Genomic DNA, 13,821 nt, shown 5'->3' with positions numbered 1-13,821 from the left:
CCCGATGGGATCGCTGCTGCAGGGGACGATTTTGAACATTGCCGCAAGCGATGAGCTGATGCCGGTCAGCAATGCGTCGAAAAGCGCAAGCAAAAGTCAGTGATTGCTTATGTTTGTTTCCCTTTTCATTACATTGCCGGGCACGGTGCTCAAACAATGAGCCTATGTGGCCGTGGCTATTGACGTGAAATCGCCGCCGCCTCTATAGTGGCGGGATGGTTTCCGAATTTCACCAACTCTCAGAGAAGATCAGCCGCCTGGCTGAAATGGCCCAACTGCTGCGGCGTGAAAACGCCGAGCTGCGGATGGAACTCGCTACGCGCAGGTCGGAAAACGACGACCTTCTGCGGCGCATCGAGGAAGCCTATCGCCGCGTCGAGGCCTTGCTCGAAAAGCTGCCGGGCGCGCCCGGAGAACCGGCCGATGCGTCTGAAGAAAAGCAGGAGGCGGCATGAGCCAGATCGATGTCAGCATCATGGGGCAGCCCTACAAGCTGGCTTGCAAGGATGGCGAGGAAGCCGCCTTGCAGGAAGCCGTTGCTTATCTCGATTCACGCATGTGCGCCATTCGGGATGCCGGCAGGATTCGGGGCAACGACCGCATTGCGGTGATGGCGGCGCTCGGCATCGCAGCCGAAATGATGTCGCTGAAATCGCCGGAAGGACCGCTGGCCGACGTCACCGTTTCCGAAGTGAAGCAGCAGATCGCCGCCATGAATGCGGTGCTCGACGCCGCCTTGATGCCACAGGAAAACCTCTTCTGAAAAACGGTTTCGGAAGGCGCAAAATCGTTTGACATGCGGCTTCAATCCGGTACACTAAGTGCTCCTGCCGTGTTCGCGATTGCCATATATTCCTTGAACCATTTATGTGCATAGGTTGCGGGATTTTGTTCGACGGGCGTGATTGTCGCTAGTCCGATGAACCCGAAGTTGAACTAACTGTGACCACCTTGAACCGTAAGGTTCGGGATGCCGGCAAAGACGGCACAGGCGGGGCTAAATTCCAGGCGGCTGCATTCGATGCAGCCGCTTTTTTTTCGCCCGCAGTTTACTGTCTTTGCCTATTCGCTTTCTATTGCGCCCGTCCTTGTTGCGTGCGTTCGATTACCCATGGAGTCAGCAACGCCCATGCGATACTGGTTGATGAAATCCGAACCCGATGAAGTCAGCATCGACGATGCGCTCGCCGCGGCGAACGCCACTGTGCCCTGGACCGGCGTGCGCAACTACCAGGCGCGCAATTTCATGCGCGATGCGATGCAGGTCGGCGACGGCGTGCTGTTCTATCACTCCAGCTGCGCCGAGCCCGGCATTGCCGGGCTGGCGGAAGTGGCGAGCACGCCGTATCCCGATCCTACCCAGTTCGATGCGAAGAGCAAGTACTACGACCCCAAGTCGACGCCGGAGCAGCCGCGCTGGCTGCTGGTCGATGTGAAGGCGGTGCGCAAGACAAGGCTCGCCACGCTGCCGCAGTTGCGCGCCCACCCGGAACTGGCCGAGATGCAGATTCTCAAGCGCGGCAACCGTCTCTCGATCACGCCCGTCACCGAGCATGAATGGCGTTGTATCATTCGGGATTTGCTCTAGGAAATTCCGCATGGATATCACCCTGATCGTCGGGCTGCTGGTGCTCGGCGCTGCCGTCGGCTTTTCCGCCGGCCTGCTCGGCATCGGCGGCGGCATGCTGCTCGTTCCCTTCATGACGATGATCCTCAGCGCCAAGCACTTCCCGGAAGCGCATGTGGTGCACATGGCGATCGCCACCTCGCTCGCCACCATCATGTTCACGTCGATTTCGTCGGTGCGCGCCCATCACAAACGCGGCGCGGTGCTGTGGAACGTCGCCAAGCTGCTCACTCCGGGCATCCTGATCGGTTCCTGGATCGGCCCCTGGATCGGCAAGCAGCTCGACTCTTCGGTGCTGGCGATCTTCTTCGCCCTGTTCGTGGCCTTTTCCGCGACGCAGATGCTGCTCGACAAGAAGCCGGCGGCCGCGCGTGATCTGCCCGGCACACCCGGCATGCTGGCGGCGGGCGGCTGCATCGGCATGCTGTCCGGCCTGGTGGGCGCCGGCGGCGGCTTCATCTCGGTGCCGTTCATGACCTGGTGTAACGTGAAGATTCACAATGCCGTCGCCACCAGCGCCGCGCTCGGCTTTCCGATCGCGCTCGCCGGCACGCTGTCCAACATCTACTTCGGCATGGATGTGCCCGACCTGCCGCCGGGCTCGCTCGGCTTCATCTATTTGCCGGCGCTGGCGGTGATCGCGGTCACCAGCGTGCTGCTGGCGCCGCTCGGCGCCAAGACCGCGCACAGCCTGCCGGTAAAGACCTTGAAGAAGGTCTTCGCCTACATGCTGTACGCGCTGGCCGCCTACATGCTGTACAAGGGCTTGCGCTGATCTAGCCCCGGCCTGGAGCGCCCGGTATCAGGCCGGGCTGTACTGCTGGCGCAGCACGTTTTTCTGCACCTTGCCCATGGTGTTGCGCGGCAGCTCGGCGACGAAATGCACCTGCTTCGGCACCTTGAAATTGGCGATGCGCGATTTCAGCGGACCGATGATGTCCTGCGCCGTCAGCCGTGCCTCTTTTTTCAGCACCACCACCGCAGTCACCGCTTCGCCGAAGTCGGGATGCGGCACGCCAATGACCGCCGACTCCGCCACGCCTTCCATTTCATCGATGATGGACTCGATCTCCTTCGGATACACGTTGTAGCCGCCGGAGATGATCAGATCCTTGCTGCGGCCGACGATGGTGAGGTAGCCCTTGGCGTCGAAGCGGCCGACGTCGCCGGTCTTGAAGAAGCCGTCGGCGGTGAATTCTTCCTTGGTCTTCTCCGGCATGCGCCAGTAGCCGTGGAACACGTTCGGGCCTTTCACCTCGATGCCGCCGATCTCGTCCACGCCGCAGGCGCTGCCGTCGTCGCGCACCACCCGCACCGAAACGCCGGGCAGGGGATGGCCGACGGTGCCGCCGATGCGTTCGCCCTCATACGGATTGGAAACCAGCATGGTGGTCTCGCTCATGCCGTAGCGTTCCAGGATGGTGTGGCCGGTGCGGCGCGCGAATTCGGTGAAGGTTTCCAGCAGCAGCGGCGCCGAGCCGGACACGAACAGGCGTATGCCCGCGCACGCTTCGCGGCCGAATGCCGGATCGGCCAGCAGGCGCACATAATAGGTCGGCACGCCCATGAACACCGTGGCGCGCGGCAGCTGCCTCATCACCTCGGCGCCGTCGAATTTCGGCAGGAAGATCATCTTGCTGCCGTTGTAGAGCGCGCCGTTGGAGGCGACGAACAGGCCATGCACATGGAACAGCGGCAGCGCATGCAGCAGCACGTCGCCTTTCTGCCAGGCCCACGCTTCCTGCAGCACCTTGACGTTGGAAGCGAGGTTGTCATGGCTGAGCATGGCGCCCTTGCTGCGGCCGGTGGTGCCGGAGGTGTACAGGATGGCGGCGAGATCGTCCGGCTTGCGCTCGACGGTGGCAAAGGTGTCGGGCTGGCCTGCGGCGCGGCTGAGCAGCGAACCCTGGCGGTCTTCGCCGAGAGTGAACACGTGGCGGGTGCCGGCCTTGAAGGCCAGCTGCGACACCCAGCCGAAATTCTCCGGCGAACACACCACCACAGCCGGCTCGGCGTCGCCGATGAAGTACTCGATCTCGGCCGCGCGATAGGCGGTGTTGAGCGGCAGGTAGACATAGCCGGCGCGGATGGTGGCGAGATACAGCATCAGCGCTTCCGGCGACTTTTCCACCTGCACGGCGATGCGGGAATCGGGCGGCAGCGCCAGGCTGGCGAGCAGGTTCGCCATTTTCGCGGTCGCCCGCTCCAGGTCGTTCCAGGAGTAGAGCAGGCCGTCATGGGTTTCGATGCTGCAGGCGCTGCGGTCCTGCGGAAAGCGTGACTCGAAGAGGGCGTACAGATTGGCGTTCATGGCAATTCGATGGCTGGAAGAGAGAAGCGCAAGCCGGCTTGCGCGGCAAGCAGTGTAACCGATTCCTTCGTGAAATTTGACTGGAAGTGCCGTGTTTCGGCGGCGCTGCGGGCTGTTGGCGGCGCGCATGGCGATGTATTGGATAGCCGTTCATGCAAATGATGCTTTTTTGATCACCATGGGCCCCGGCCGGTCCGGATATGCCGCTCCTTTCCGGATTCCGACGAATCAGGCGCGCTCAGCCCTGCTGCAAGCATTGCATGCGCCTGCCGACGGCTTGAGGCTGGCTGCGGTCACAGTTCGCCGCATTTTGCGATGAGGGTGTCCGCGCCGCCCGGAGCGGACGCGGTGACGCGGAATGTGTCATCCTTTTTGCAAGGCGTGAACTTCAGCGTCTGCCCCTCCTGACTGCCCGAGACGACAATGCCGGTCTCCATGATGCTCGATCGGTGATAGCTGACCAGGATGGTGCCTACGCCATCCACGGCCGTGCGGAACTTCGCGACATTGTCGGACACAGGCGCATGATCGGCACTGAGCCAGAATCGCTTCCCATCCCAGAATGTGCAGGCATGCGCGGGGCCTTCCTTGCGCTTTTCAGGCGGGCGCGAGAGGCAGCGCAGCTCACCGTTCAACGTCGGGAATAGGACCGTCATGTGCCCTGATTGCAGGCCCAGACTCAATTTCCTGAACTTGGCTTCGAACCCGGCGCCGCCATCGGACGTGGCGCCAAGCGGCGTGACATTCAGATCGCCGTCTATCACCAATCGCTCGGCAGCGTTGCCGGCTTGCGCTTCATCCCGGACGCAATCCGAAAACTTCAATACGTGCATGGATGAGGGCTGCATGGGCGGGCTGGCATAGTCGAGCTTGCCCGTGCCGCCATGCATGCATTTGCCTTCGCTTCCCGCGCGCAGGCCGTACCGCTTTTCCATTTCCGCCGGCTGCAGCAGCTCGAGGACGAACTCGCCGAGTTTTTCCGGATTCACGTTGTTGTACAAAGCGCTGTCGAAAAGCGAAGCGATTTTCTTCAGCTGCTCCTTGTCGTGGGCGAGCGTGGCGCCTGGCATGTTCAATAGTTCCGCCGGGGGCGCCGACATGGCTTTTCCTGGCGCTGCAAACAGCGCCGCGGCGAACAGGATGGAAACGGCCGACTCATTTATCGCTGCGGCGTGAATCCGGTCCATAGGCATCTTCTCCTTATGCAAGTCTGCTCGAACGGGAGCGAGGCGCCTGGCTGGCATTTGCACGCCGGCCGCGGCAGGCGCCTTGAAAGATGGGAGGGCGATTCGATGAAGCCGGGATCAAGGTTGTCAGCTGCCGATTCGGGTGTCAAAGCATTGCCGCCGGTTGGGCGGATTTAACTGCTAACGACACGTTCGTTTGTTTTGTCGGCGCGACAGCCTGAAGACAGGAAGCGCATCGCAGGCGAAGCGGGCGGACTGCGGCAAGGCTTTGCGCAAGCGCAGCTTCAAAAGCGCAGCTTCAATCCAGGGAGCCTGTGAACGACCCCGCGACATAGTGGAAGAACACCCCCAGGGTGTGCGCAATCTTTGTCGGCATCATGTCCCGCCAATGAAGGTCCCGCACACCGGAGTAAAGCACGCCATCGCCGGCTTCCAGTTCGACGCGGTTGGTAAGCTCACCATGCTTGATGAAGAAGGGCCAGTCGGACAATCGGGCGTCGCAAGGATCGGACCCGAGCAGAAAGGAAATGTTGTAGACGCATTGCGGCCGATCGGTATGCGCCGGCAGCGTCGTGCCTGATTCATAAGACGATGCAAACGAGTAGCTGGTCTTGATGTCCTCGCCAAGAATGGCTTTCACCAGGCCCTCGGTTCCCTGATGGATCAGTCGCATCAAGGGCATGTTGTTGACCGAGGTGCGCTTGATTCCCTCCAGATCCTTCCAGCGATCATGCAGGTGCTCATTCCGGTAGTAGTAGGACTTCAGCATCGACTTGCAGTAGTCGGGGTGCAGAAGATTGCGGATGATCGCAATGCCATGCGAACGTGCTTCCTCCTGCATCTCGGCCAGCGTCCTGCGCGGCGGCGTGATCAGGCCCATCCGGCACAGCTGCTGAAACCTGCCCTTCGGCAGCGCGTCGTTCCGGATGGTGTTGGGCAGCGGGCGCAGGAAGTTGATGAAGTCGTAGTCGGCTTCCGCCGGCAGCCAGACTCCCAGCGTGTCCTCATAGGCCCAGACGACCGGGAAGTGCAGCTGGTCGAGCAGCGCGTCGTAGTCGACGCGCGGCACGTTGAAGAAGTCGAACCCTTGCTGACGGGTTTCCTGGATGTGGTAGGGGCGTATGTAGATCATCGCTTCCTCGGCCGAGGTTTTTTCGCTGCGCCGATACCGGCCAGGACCGCTCGAAGTGTTCGCCGGTCCGCGGTTCAAGGCCTTGCGGTTCTGATGTCGATGGTGTCAGCCGCCTTGCCTGTTGTCAAAATGTTGTTGCCGGTTGGGGAGATTTGACTGGCGCTGACGTGTTCAGCTGTTCAGTCGATGCGACATTTGCCTTTCAAGCGCAGGGCATGCGCCGGCCGTTGCCGCCGAGGCGTCGGGCCGGTGTCGAGATGGGGTTGGAAAATGAAGGGCAGCGCGGCTTCATTTGCCCGAAAAATTCGGCGGTCGCTTCTCCAGAAAGCTCGCCACGCCCTCGCGGTAGTCGTCCGACGCCAGCGTGGAAAGGCCATCACGCATTTCCTCTTCGGTCAGCGGTTCCGGCGCGGGACACAGACGGCTGATCATCTTCTTGTGCATGCGCGCCGCCAGCGGCGCACCGCGGGAAATCCTGGCCGCCGCGTGGCGCGCTTCCGCCACCGGATGGTCGACGACGCGCTGGAGCAGGCCTTTTTCCTTCGCCTCCGCCGCCTCGAAGATCCGTCCTTCGAGCAGGATTTCCAGCGCCGCCGCCTTGCCGACCAATTGCAGCAGCGGCTGCAGTTCGCCCGGCGCCAGCGCGAAGCCTAGGCGGCCGATCGGGATGCCGAAGCGCGCCTGCGGCGAAGCGATGCGGATGTCGCAGGCGCAGGCCAGCTCCAGTCCGCCGCCCACGCACACGCCTTCGATGGCCGCCAGCGTCGGGTGGCGGCAGCCGGCGATGGCGTCCAGGGCTTGCGCCATGATCTCGGTGTGATAGCGGATGCCCTGTTCCAGGCTGTTGCGCACGCTGGGGAATTCTTCGATGTCGGCGCCGGCGGCGAAGTTGCCGTCGCTGCCGCGCAGGATGACGCAGCGCAGGCTGTCATCGTTCGAAAGGCGGTTGAACACCTGGGCCAGCGAACGCCACATCGCGACATCGATCGCGTTCATCTTGCCCGGATTGCTCAGGCTGACGATGGCCAGCGTGCCTTCGGTCTCGACGAGGATCTCAGCCATGGACCACTCCCCGCCGGCGATAGGTGATGACCAGCGCGATGATTCCGAAGGCAATCATCGGCAGGGACAGCATCTGGCCGGCGGAAATCGACACGCCGGCGAAGGACACGGTGTAATCCGGCGTGCGGAAATATTCGGTGAAGAAGCGCGCCATGCCGTAGCCGAGCACGAACAGCGCGCCGACGGCGAGAGGCGGGCACTGCCTGCGGGCGTACAGCCAGACGATGATGAACAGCAGCAGGCCGTCCACCAGCGCCTGGTAGATCGGCGAGGGATGGCGAGGGATGTTGTCGACGTTCGGCCAGATCATGGCCCAGGGCAGGGACGGGTCGGCCGGCCGGCCCGGCAGCTCGGCATTGATGAAGTTGCCGATGCGGCCGGCGGCATAGCCGAGCGGCACCATCGGCGCGATGAAGTCGAGCACGTTGATGAAGCTGCGGCCGGCCTTGCGCGACCACAGCCACATCGCCAGCAGCACGCCGATGAAGCCGCCGTGGAAGGACATGCCGCCCTTCCACACCGCGAAGATTTCGAGCGGGTGGGTGGCGTAGTACACCGGGTGGTAGAACAGCACCTCGCCGAGGCGGCCGCCCACCACCACGCCGAGCACGCCGTAGAACAGCATGTCGTCCAGGTCCGTCGCCTTCCAGCCGGCGGCCGCCATGTGCGGCTGGTTCGCCCGCACCCGGCCCAGCACCAGGAACTGGATGAAGGCCACCAGGTACATCAGGCCGTACCAGTGCACGGACAGCGGGCCGATGGAAAACGCGATCGGGTCGGGCATCGGGTGGATCAGCATTCAGTTCTTCTTTCTCAACAGTTCGAGGAAGGCGCGCAGCACGGGCGAATCATTGTCGCGGCGCCAGGCCAAGCCGGTTTCGATGACGGGCGTGCGCTCCGCCAGCGGTCGGTACTCCACGCCGGGGCGCTTTAGGTTGGATACGGATTGTGGCACAAGCGCAATGCCCATGCCGGCCGACACAAGCCCGACGATAGTTTGCATCTGTATCGCTTCCTGGCCGATGCGCGGTGTCAAGCCGGCATCATGGAAGCAGGCCAGGATGGCGTCGTGGAAGGCGGGCGCGATGCGGCGTGGGAAGATCACCAGCGGCAGGTCGGCCGCCGCCTTCAGGCTGACGGCGCCGCGGCCGCGCGCGCCCTTCAGGCCCTGCGGCGCCGCCAGGATCAGCGGCTCCGACAGCACCGTCACGTAATCCAGCTGTTCCCGCATCCGGTCCGGCAGCGGCGGGATCAGCAGGCCGGCGTCGATGCGGCCCTGCATCAGGTCGTCCAGCTGCACGTCGGTGGTCGCTTCGCGCAGCTCGATGCGCACCTGCCGGTAGCGCTCGCGGAAATCGCGCAGCAGCGGCGGCAGCACGCTGTAATCGGCGCTGGAGACGAAGGACAGCGACAGCAGGCCGGATTCTCCCGAGGCGGCGCGGCGGACGATGTCGCCGAGCGCGCCGGCCTGCTGCAGGATGCGGCGCGCTTCGGGCAGCAGGGCGGCCCCGGCGGCGGTCAGCGCCACGCTGCGCCGGGTGCGGGCGAACAGCAGGGTGCCGAGCGCCGCTTCCAGCGACTGGATCGCCTGCGACAGCGGCGGCTGCGTCATGTGCAGGCGGGCGGCGGCGCGGCCGAAGTGGTTTTCCTCGGCAACGGCGATGAAGTAGCGCAGCTGGCGCAGCTCGATGTTGGCGTCCATTGATACGCAGAACGTATTAATAAAAGAGAAATCATATATTTGACATTGGGATATTGGCAAGGCAACCTAGCCATCCCATTCAAGGCAGATTTCCGGAGGCAGCATGGCATACAACCGTCGTTCCAAGAACATCACCCAGGGCGTGGCGCGCAGCCCCAACCGTTCGATGTACTACGCGATGGGCTATCAGAAGGAAGACTTCGACAAGCCCATGATCGGCATCGCCAACGGCCATTCCACCATTACCCCCTGCAACTCCGGCCTGCAGAAGCTGGCCGACATCGCCGTCGCGGCGGTGAAGGAAGCCGGCGCCAATCCGCAGATTTTCGGCACGCCGACGATTTCCGACGGCATGTCCATGGGCACCGAAGGCATGAAGTTCTCGCTGATTTCGCGCGAGGTCATCGCCGACTGCATCGAGACCGCGGTCAACGGCCAGTGGATGGACGGCTGCGTCGTCATCGGCGGCTGCGACAAGAACATGCCGGGCGGCATGATCGCCATGGCGCGCACCAACGTGCCGAGCATCTATGTCTACGGCGGCACCATCAAGCCGGGCAACTGGAAAGGCAAGGACCTGACCATCGTCTCCGCCTTCGAGGCGGTGGGCGAATTCACCGCCGGCCGCATGTCGCAGGAAGATTTCGACGGCATCGAGCGCAATGCCTGCCCGTCTTCCGGCTCCTGCGGCGGCATGTACACGGCCAACACCATGTCTTCGTCCTTCGAGGCACTCGGCATGGCGCTGCTGTATTCCTCCACCATGGCCAATCCGGACGATGAAAAGGTCGGCTCCGCCGCCGAATCGGCGCGGGTGCTGGTGGAAGCGGTGAAGAAGGACCTGAAGCCGCGCGACATCATCACGCGCGAATCGATCGAAAATGCGGTGGCCGTCATCATGGCCACCGGCGGCTCCACCAACGCCGTGCTGCATTACCTCGCCATCGCTCATGCCGCCGAAGTCGAATGGACCATCGACGACTTCGAGCGCATGCGCCGCAAGGTGCCGGTCATCTGCGACCTCAAGCCTTCCGGCAAGTATGTCGCCACGGATCTGCACAAGGCCGGCGGCATCCCGCAGGTGATGAAGATTTTGCTCAAGGCCGGCCTGCTGCACGGCGACTGCATGACCATCACCGGCCGCACCCTCGCCGAGGAACTGGCGGACGTGCCGGACGAGCCGCGCGCCGACCAGGACGTGATCCGTCCGATTTCGAGAGCGCTGTACAAGGAAGGCCACCTCGCCATCCTGAAGGGCAATCTGTCGCCGGAAGGCTGCGTGGCCAAGATCACCGGCCTGAAGAACCCGGTCATCACCGGACCGGCGCGGGTGTTCGACGACGAATACTCGGCCATGGATGCCATCCTGGCCGACAAGATCAATCCGGGCGACGTGCTGGTGCTGCGTTATCTCGGCCCCAAGGGCGGCCCTGGCATGCCGGAGATGCTGGCGCCGACCTCGGCCATCATCGGCAAGGGTTTGGGCGAGTCGGTCGGCCTCATTACCGACGGCCGCTTCTCCGGCGGCACCTGGGGCATGGTGGTCGGGCACGTCTCGCCGGAAGCCTATGCCGGCGGCACCATCGCGCTGGTTGAGGAAGGGGACAGCATCACCATCGACGCGCTGAAGCAGCTGATCCAGCTCAACGTGCCGGAGGAAGCGATCGCGCGCCGTCGCGCCGCATGGAAGCAGCCGGTACCGCGCTACACCCGCGGCGTGCTGGCGAAGTTCGCGGCATTGGCGGCGCCGGCGAGCAAGGGCGCCGTCACCGGCTGATGAGCGACTGGGTCCGCCCGCGACGCTGATGCCCATGAAAAAAGGCCGGTTGCCCGGCCTTTTTCGTTTTCCCTGTCTGCTTTCCGCGTCAGCGCTTGAAGGTGCGCGACACCCTGTCCTTGCGCGCCCTTTCCAGCGATTCGACCGCCTTGCGCTGATCCATCCCGAGCCATTTCTCGATCAGCTCGAACCAGACGAAGGCCACGCCGAACAGGCCGATCACCCACCACCAGGACATGTGGGCGAACAGGCCGACCTCGAAGAAGCGCAGCAGCGCGAGAACGACGATGGCGATGATGAGCGGCATGGGAAATTCCTTGAACTGATGCCGGAAGCATGCGATCGGCCGGCGCAGGTGTCAACTCTTTTGGCGCGAGATTGGTTAACCCGATAGCGCCGAGGCCGGCAGGGTTGTCCGATTGCCAAGGCAATGCGGCGCGGAAGAACGGGATGCATCCCGAACGCGCGACCCTCGCGCTGACCGTGCCTGTTTGGTATCGAAACGCGCTAGAATCGTGTGCCACAAATATATGGAGAGATGAATGAAACGTTCGTTGTTGCTGTGCCTCGCGATGGGTCTGCTTGCTTCCAATGCTGCGATGGCGAATGCCGATCTGGCCAAATCCAAGAACTGCATGGCGTGCCACTCCGTGCAAAACAAGGTGGTGGGTCCGGCCTTCAAGGATGTCGCCGCCAAATACGCCGGCCAGCAGGATGCCGAAGCCAAGCTGGTGCAGAAAGTCATCAAGGGCGGCAGCGGCGTGTGGGGTCCGGTGCCGATGCCGGCCAATGCGCAGGTCAGCGAAGCCGAAGCCCACACCCTGGTGAAGTGGATCCTGTCCCAAAAGTGATTTCGCCCGCGCCGTCTTTCTTGACGGCGGGCAGTCGATGAAGCGCCCGCAAGGGCGCTTTTTTCATGCGCGTCGGCGCCGATGAACGCTGCCGGTTCATGAATTCAGGCGGGCCTGCGCCTGCATCGGGCATGGCGCCGGTATTCTCTCGCTGCCGGAAGCGCCTGCTCCCTTATGCGCCTTTTCCGCGCGCACAAATGAAAAGCCCCGGCACGGGGCCGGGGCGGGAAGACCCTCGCGAGGGGACGCTTACTTGACGACGGCGATCTGCTCGCGCTTGCCGCCCTTGTAGGTGTACAGCGTCAGCGTGCCGTTCTTGATATCGCCCTTGCTGTCGAAGGTGATCGGGCCGGTTACGCCGGTGTAGCTGATCTTGGCGAGCTCGGGCAGGTATTTCGCCGGGTCGGCGGAATTGGCCTTCTTCATCGCTTCCGCCATTACCATCACCGCGTCATAGACATACGGTGCATAGAGCTGCACGTCGCCATTGAATTTCTTCTTGTAGGCGGCGCGGAAGTCGTCCATGCCTTTCTTCTGCGCTTCCACCACGCCGCCGGCCTCGGCGCAGACCACGTTGCCCTCGCCGCCGATGGCATCGCCGGCCAGCTTGGCCAGGCCTTCGGTGCAGATGCCGTCGCCGCCCATGAACTTGGCGTTGATGCCAAGCTGCTTCATCTGGCGCAGCATCGGGCCGGCCACCGCATCCATCCCGCCGAAGAAGACGACATCCGGATTCTTGGACTTGATGTTGGTAAGGATGGCGTTGAAGTCGGTGGCCTTGTCATTGGTGTACTGCTGGGCCACGATCTGCACGCCCTTGGCCTTGGCGCCCTTGGTGAACTCATCCGCCACGCCCTGGCCGTAGGCGGTGCGGTCGTCGATCACCGCGACCTTCTTCGCCTTCAGCTGGTCGGCCGCATAGCGGCCGAGCGTGCCGCCGAGCTGGCCGTCGTTGGCCACCACGCGGAAGGCGGTCTTGAAGCCTTGCTGGGTGTATTTCGGATTGGTGGCCGACGGCGAGATCTGCGGGATGCCGGCGTCATGGTAGATCTTGGAGGCGGGGATGGTGGTGCCGGAGTTCAGGTGGCCGATCACGCCGTTGACCTTGGCATCGACCAGCTTCTGCGCGGCGGCGGTGCCCTGCTTCGGATCGGAAGCGTCGTCCTCCGCCAGCAGCTCGAACTTCACCTTCTTGCCGCCGATGGTCACGCCCTTGCTGTTGAGCTCATCGATGGCCATGCGCGCGCCGTTCTCATTGTCCTTGCCGAGGTGGGCGATGGGGCCGGAAATCGGCGCGACATGGCCGATCTTCACCACGGTCTCCTGGGCCCAGGCAGTGCCCGCCATGGCGAAGGCGACGGCGCCCGCCAGCGGAATGATTTTTGTCGTGATCTGCATAACGTCCTCCTTGGGATTGAAAAAAGACAAAGTTGCTGCAACACTCCTAACCGGTCCCGCAGGCCGGACAACGCGCGGATTGCGGTTTCAAAACAAGCAACACGGTACAACATCCGCAACCTTTCGCAAAGCAATTTTGCGCGGATCGCTTGATGAATCTTCTGACGCCACATGCCTAAAACTCACGTACTCGACAAGGTCGACCGCAAGCTGCTGAACCTGCTGCAAAAGGATAACCAAACGCCCACCCGCGTGCTGGCGGAGAAGCTGCACATCTCCCAGCCGACCTGCCTGCGCCGCATCCGGGAGCTGCGCGAGGCCGGCATCATCAGCGCCGATGTGGCCATGGTCGATCCCTTCGCGCTGGGCTACGGCATGCTGGCGTTTCTGGAGGTGTCGCTGTCCAACCAGTCGGATGAACACATGCAGGAGTTCGAGGCGCGCATGGCCAAGGAGCCGGAGGTGATGCAGTGCTATTTCGTGTCGGGAGACTTCGACTATTTCCTGGCGGTGCATGTGATCGACATGGATGCCTACTACCAGTTCGTGCGCCGCGTGATCTCGGGGTCCGGCAATGTGCGCCACTTCCAGTCTCGCTTTCCGATGAAGCGGGCGAAGTTTTCCACCCGCATTGCGTTCGATGAAAAGGCGGCGGAGGTGACGGTGCGCCTGCCGCGTTGAGCTTCAGATTCCTATAACGAAAATGCGCACCGGGGGATGACAGCATCCCTGCGGTGCGCATTTGTTTTTGTGAGCGGCCGATGTTGTTTGGCC

Annotated in this window: 15 protein-coding genes and 1 other RNA gene; 8 read left to right on the top strand and 8 right to left on the bottom strand. The window is 63.0% G+C overall.

The window, feature by feature from the left end:
• Positions 1-215 precede the first annotated feature (215 nt).
• The 5 genes from CHB88_RS15470 (at position 216) to CHB88_RS15450 (ending at position 2,402) form a co-directional block, all read left to right on the top strand.
• Positions 216-455, top strand: a complete 240-nt coding sequence (locus tag CHB88_RS15470) for a DUF904 domain-containing protein (RefSeq protein ID WP_089400246.1) — start codon at positions 216-218, stop codon at positions 453-455.
• On the top strand, positions 452-763 hold the full coding sequence (locus CHB88_RS15465; protein WP_089400245.1) for a cell division protein ZapA: 312 nt from the start codon (positions 452-454) through the stop codon (positions 761-763). Before CHB88_RS15470 ends, CHB88_RS15465 begins: the two co-directional genes overlap by 4 nt.
• A gap of 58 nt (positions 764-821) precedes the next feature.
• A non-coding RNA gene (gene ssrS / locus CHB88_RS15460) (6S RNA) lies at positions 822-1,002 on the top strand.
• A 127-nt stretch (positions 1,003-1,129) separates the two neighbouring features.
• Positions 1,130-1,588 (top strand): EVE domain-containing protein, encoded by a 459-nt coding sequence (locus CHB88_RS15455; RefSeq protein ID WP_089400244.1) that lies wholly within the window; start codon positions 1,130-1,132, stop codon positions 1,586-1,588.
• A 10-nt stretch (positions 1,589-1,598) separates the two neighbouring features.
• Positions 1,599-2,402, top strand: a complete 804-nt coding sequence (locus CHB88_RS15450) for a sulfite exporter TauE/SafE family protein (protein ID WP_089400243.1) — start codon at positions 1,599-1,601, stop codon at positions 2,400-2,402.
• A 27-nt stretch (positions 2,403-2,429) separates the two neighbouring features.
• Here the strand turns inward: CHB88_RS15450 and CHB88_RS15445 are convergent, their stop codons facing one another.
• The 6 genes from CHB88_RS15445 to CHB88_RS15420 all read right to left on the bottom strand — a co-directional run bounded on the left by CHB88_RS15445 (position 2,430) and on the right by CHB88_RS15420 (position 9,021).
• Positions 2,430-3,938 carry a malonate--CoA ligase gene (locus CHB88_RS15445; RefSeq protein WP_089400242.1) on the bottom strand — a complete coding sequence of 503 codons (1,509 nt, stop codon included), beginning with the start codon at positions 3,936-3,938 and terminating at the stop codon, positions 2,430-2,432.
• A gap of 293 nt (positions 3,939-4,231) precedes the next feature.
• A complete protein-coding gene (locus tag CHB88_RS15440; RefSeq protein WP_089400241.1) occupies positions 4,232-5,125 on the bottom strand; it encodes a hypothetical protein in 894 nt (297 codons plus the stop codon).
• A gap of 298 nt (positions 5,126-5,423) precedes the next feature.
• On the bottom strand, positions 5,424-6,257 hold the full coding sequence (locus tag CHB88_RS15435; RefSeq protein WP_143131313.1) for a hypothetical protein: 834 nt from the start codon (positions 6,255-6,257) through the stop codon (positions 5,424-5,426).
• A 288-nt stretch (positions 6,258-6,545) separates the two neighbouring features.
• Positions 6,546-7,319 (bottom strand): enoyl-CoA hydratase/isomerase family protein, encoded by a 774-nt coding sequence (locus CHB88_RS15430; RefSeq protein WP_089400239.1) that lies wholly within the window; start codon positions 7,317-7,319, stop codon positions 6,546-6,548.
• Positions 7,312-8,118: a prolipoprotein diacylglyceryl transferase gene (gene lgt / locus CHB88_RS15425; RefSeq protein ID WP_089400238.1), complete on the bottom strand. Its 807-nt coding sequence runs from the start codon at positions 8,116-8,118 to the stop codon at positions 7,312-7,314. The genes CHB88_RS15430 and lgt overlap by 8 nt, the downstream gene beginning before the upstream one ends.
• Entirely contained in the window at positions 8,119-9,021 is a 903-nt protein-coding gene (locus CHB88_RS15420; RefSeq protein ID WP_089400237.1) for a LysR family transcriptional regulator, read from the bottom strand.
• A gap of 103 nt (positions 9,022-9,124) precedes the next feature.
• Here CHB88_RS15420 and ilvD point away from each other — a divergent pair, with 103 nt between their 5' ends.
• Entirely contained in the window at positions 9,125-10,798 is a 1,674-nt protein-coding gene (gene ilvD / locus CHB88_RS15415; RefSeq protein ID WP_089400236.1) for a dihydroxy-acid dehydratase, read from the top strand.
• 88 nt (positions 10,799-10,886) lie between these two features.
• On the opposite strand, the gene CHB88_RS15410 is transcribed toward ilvD, so the two are convergent.
• On the bottom strand, positions 10,887-11,105 hold the full coding sequence (locus CHB88_RS15410; protein WP_089400235.1) for a TIGR04438 family Trp-rich protein: 219 nt from the start codon (positions 11,103-11,105) through the stop codon (positions 10,887-10,889).
• A 235-nt stretch (positions 11,106-11,340) separates the two neighbouring features.
• Between CHB88_RS15410 and CHB88_RS15405 the strand changes: the two genes are divergently transcribed.
• Entirely contained in the window at positions 11,341-11,649 is a 309-nt protein-coding gene (locus CHB88_RS15405; RefSeq protein ID WP_089400234.1) for a c-type cytochrome, read from the top strand.
• A 249-nt stretch (positions 11,650-11,898) separates the two neighbouring features.
• Here CHB88_RS15405 and CHB88_RS15400 read toward each other — a convergent pair whose 3' ends face one another.
• Positions 11,899-13,047, bottom strand: coding sequence for a branched-chain amino acid ABC transporter substrate-binding protein (locus CHB88_RS15400; protein WP_089400233.1), 1,149 nt, complete (start codon positions 13,045-13,047; stop codon positions 11,899-11,901).
• A gap of 171 nt (positions 13,048-13,218) precedes the next feature.
• Here CHB88_RS15400 and CHB88_RS15395 point away from each other — a divergent pair, with 171 nt between their 5' ends.
• The gene (locus CHB88_RS15395) at positions 13,219-13,728 is read left to right on the top strand and encodes an Lrp/AsnC family transcriptional regulator (RefSeq protein ID WP_089400232.1); all 510 of its coding nucleotides are present in this window, start codon (positions 13,219-13,221) and stop codon (positions 13,726-13,728) included.
• Positions 13,729-13,821: the final 93 nt, after the last annotated feature.

The sequence above is a fragment of the Noviherbaspirillum humi genome, assembly GCF_900188095.1.
Classification (GTDB): domain Bacteria; phylum Pseudomonadota; class Gammaproteobacteria; order Burkholderiales; family Burkholderiaceae_D; genus Noviherbaspirillum; species Noviherbaspirillum humi.
The sequence above is the reverse complement of the archived record's forward strand: the minus strand, read 5'-3'. Positions and strand labels throughout refer to the sequence as shown.

What these genes read in the sequence shown, in the direction of transcription:
- lgt (WP_089400238.1), bottom strand. Translation starts at nt 8,118, where the DNA reads ATGCTGATCCACCCGATGCCCGACCCGATCGCGTTTTCCATCGGCCCG.
- CHB88_RS15410 (WP_089400235.1), bottom strand. Translation starts at nt 11,105, where the DNA reads ATGCCGCTCATCATCGCCATCGTCGTTCTCGCGCTGCTGCGCTTCTTC.
- CHB88_RS15430 (WP_089400239.1), bottom strand. Translation starts at nt 7,319, where the DNA reads ATGGCTGAGATCCTCGTCGAGACCGAAGGCACGCTGGCCATCGTCAGC.
- CHB88_RS15465 (WP_089400245.1), top strand. Translation starts at nt 452, where the DNA reads ATGAGCCAGATCGATGTCAGCATCATGGGGCAGCCCTACAAGCTGGCT.
- CHB88_RS15395 (WP_089400232.1), top strand. Translation starts at nt 13,219, where the DNA reads ATGCCTAAAACTCACGTACTCGACAAGGTCGACCGCAAGCTGCTGAAC.
- CHB88_RS15445 (WP_089400242.1), bottom strand. Translation starts at nt 3,938, where the DNA reads ATGAACGCCAATCTGTACGCCCTCTTCGAGTCACGCTTTCCGCAGGAC.
- CHB88_RS15455 (WP_089400244.1), top strand. Translation starts at nt 1,130, where the DNA reads ATGCGATACTGGTTGATGAAATCCGAACCCGATGAAGTCAGCATCGAC.
- CHB88_RS15450 (WP_089400243.1), top strand. Translation starts at nt 1,599, where the DNA reads ATGGATATCACCCTGATCGTCGGGCTGCTGGTGCTCGGCGCTGCCGTC.
- CHB88_RS15435 (WP_143131313.1), bottom strand. Translation starts at nt 6,257, where the DNA reads ATGATCTACATACGCCCCTACCACATCCAGGAAACCCGTCAGCAAGGG.
- CHB88_RS15420 (WP_089400237.1), bottom strand. Translation starts at nt 9,021, where the DNA reads ATGGACGCCAACATCGAGCTGCGCCAGCTGCGCTACTTCATCGCCGTT.
- CHB88_RS15400 (WP_089400233.1), bottom strand. Translation starts at nt 13,047, where the DNA reads ATGCAGATCACGACAAAAATCATTCCGCTGGCGGGCGCCGTCGCCTTC.
- CHB88_RS15405 (WP_089400234.1), top strand. Translation starts at nt 11,341, where the DNA reads ATGAAACGTTCGTTGTTGCTGTGCCTCGCGATGGGTCTGCTTGCTTCC.
- CHB88_RS15440 (WP_089400241.1), bottom strand. Translation starts at nt 5,125, where the DNA reads ATGGACCGGATTCACGCCGCAGCGATAAATGAGTCGGCCGTTTCCATC.
- ilvD (WP_089400236.1), top strand. Translation starts at nt 9,125, where the DNA reads ATGGCATACAACCGTCGTTCCAAGAACATCACCCAGGGCGTGGCGCGC.
- CHB88_RS15470 (WP_089400246.1), top strand. Translation starts at nt 216, where the DNA reads ATGGTTTCCGAATTTCACCAACTCTCAGAGAAGATCAGCCGCCTGGCT.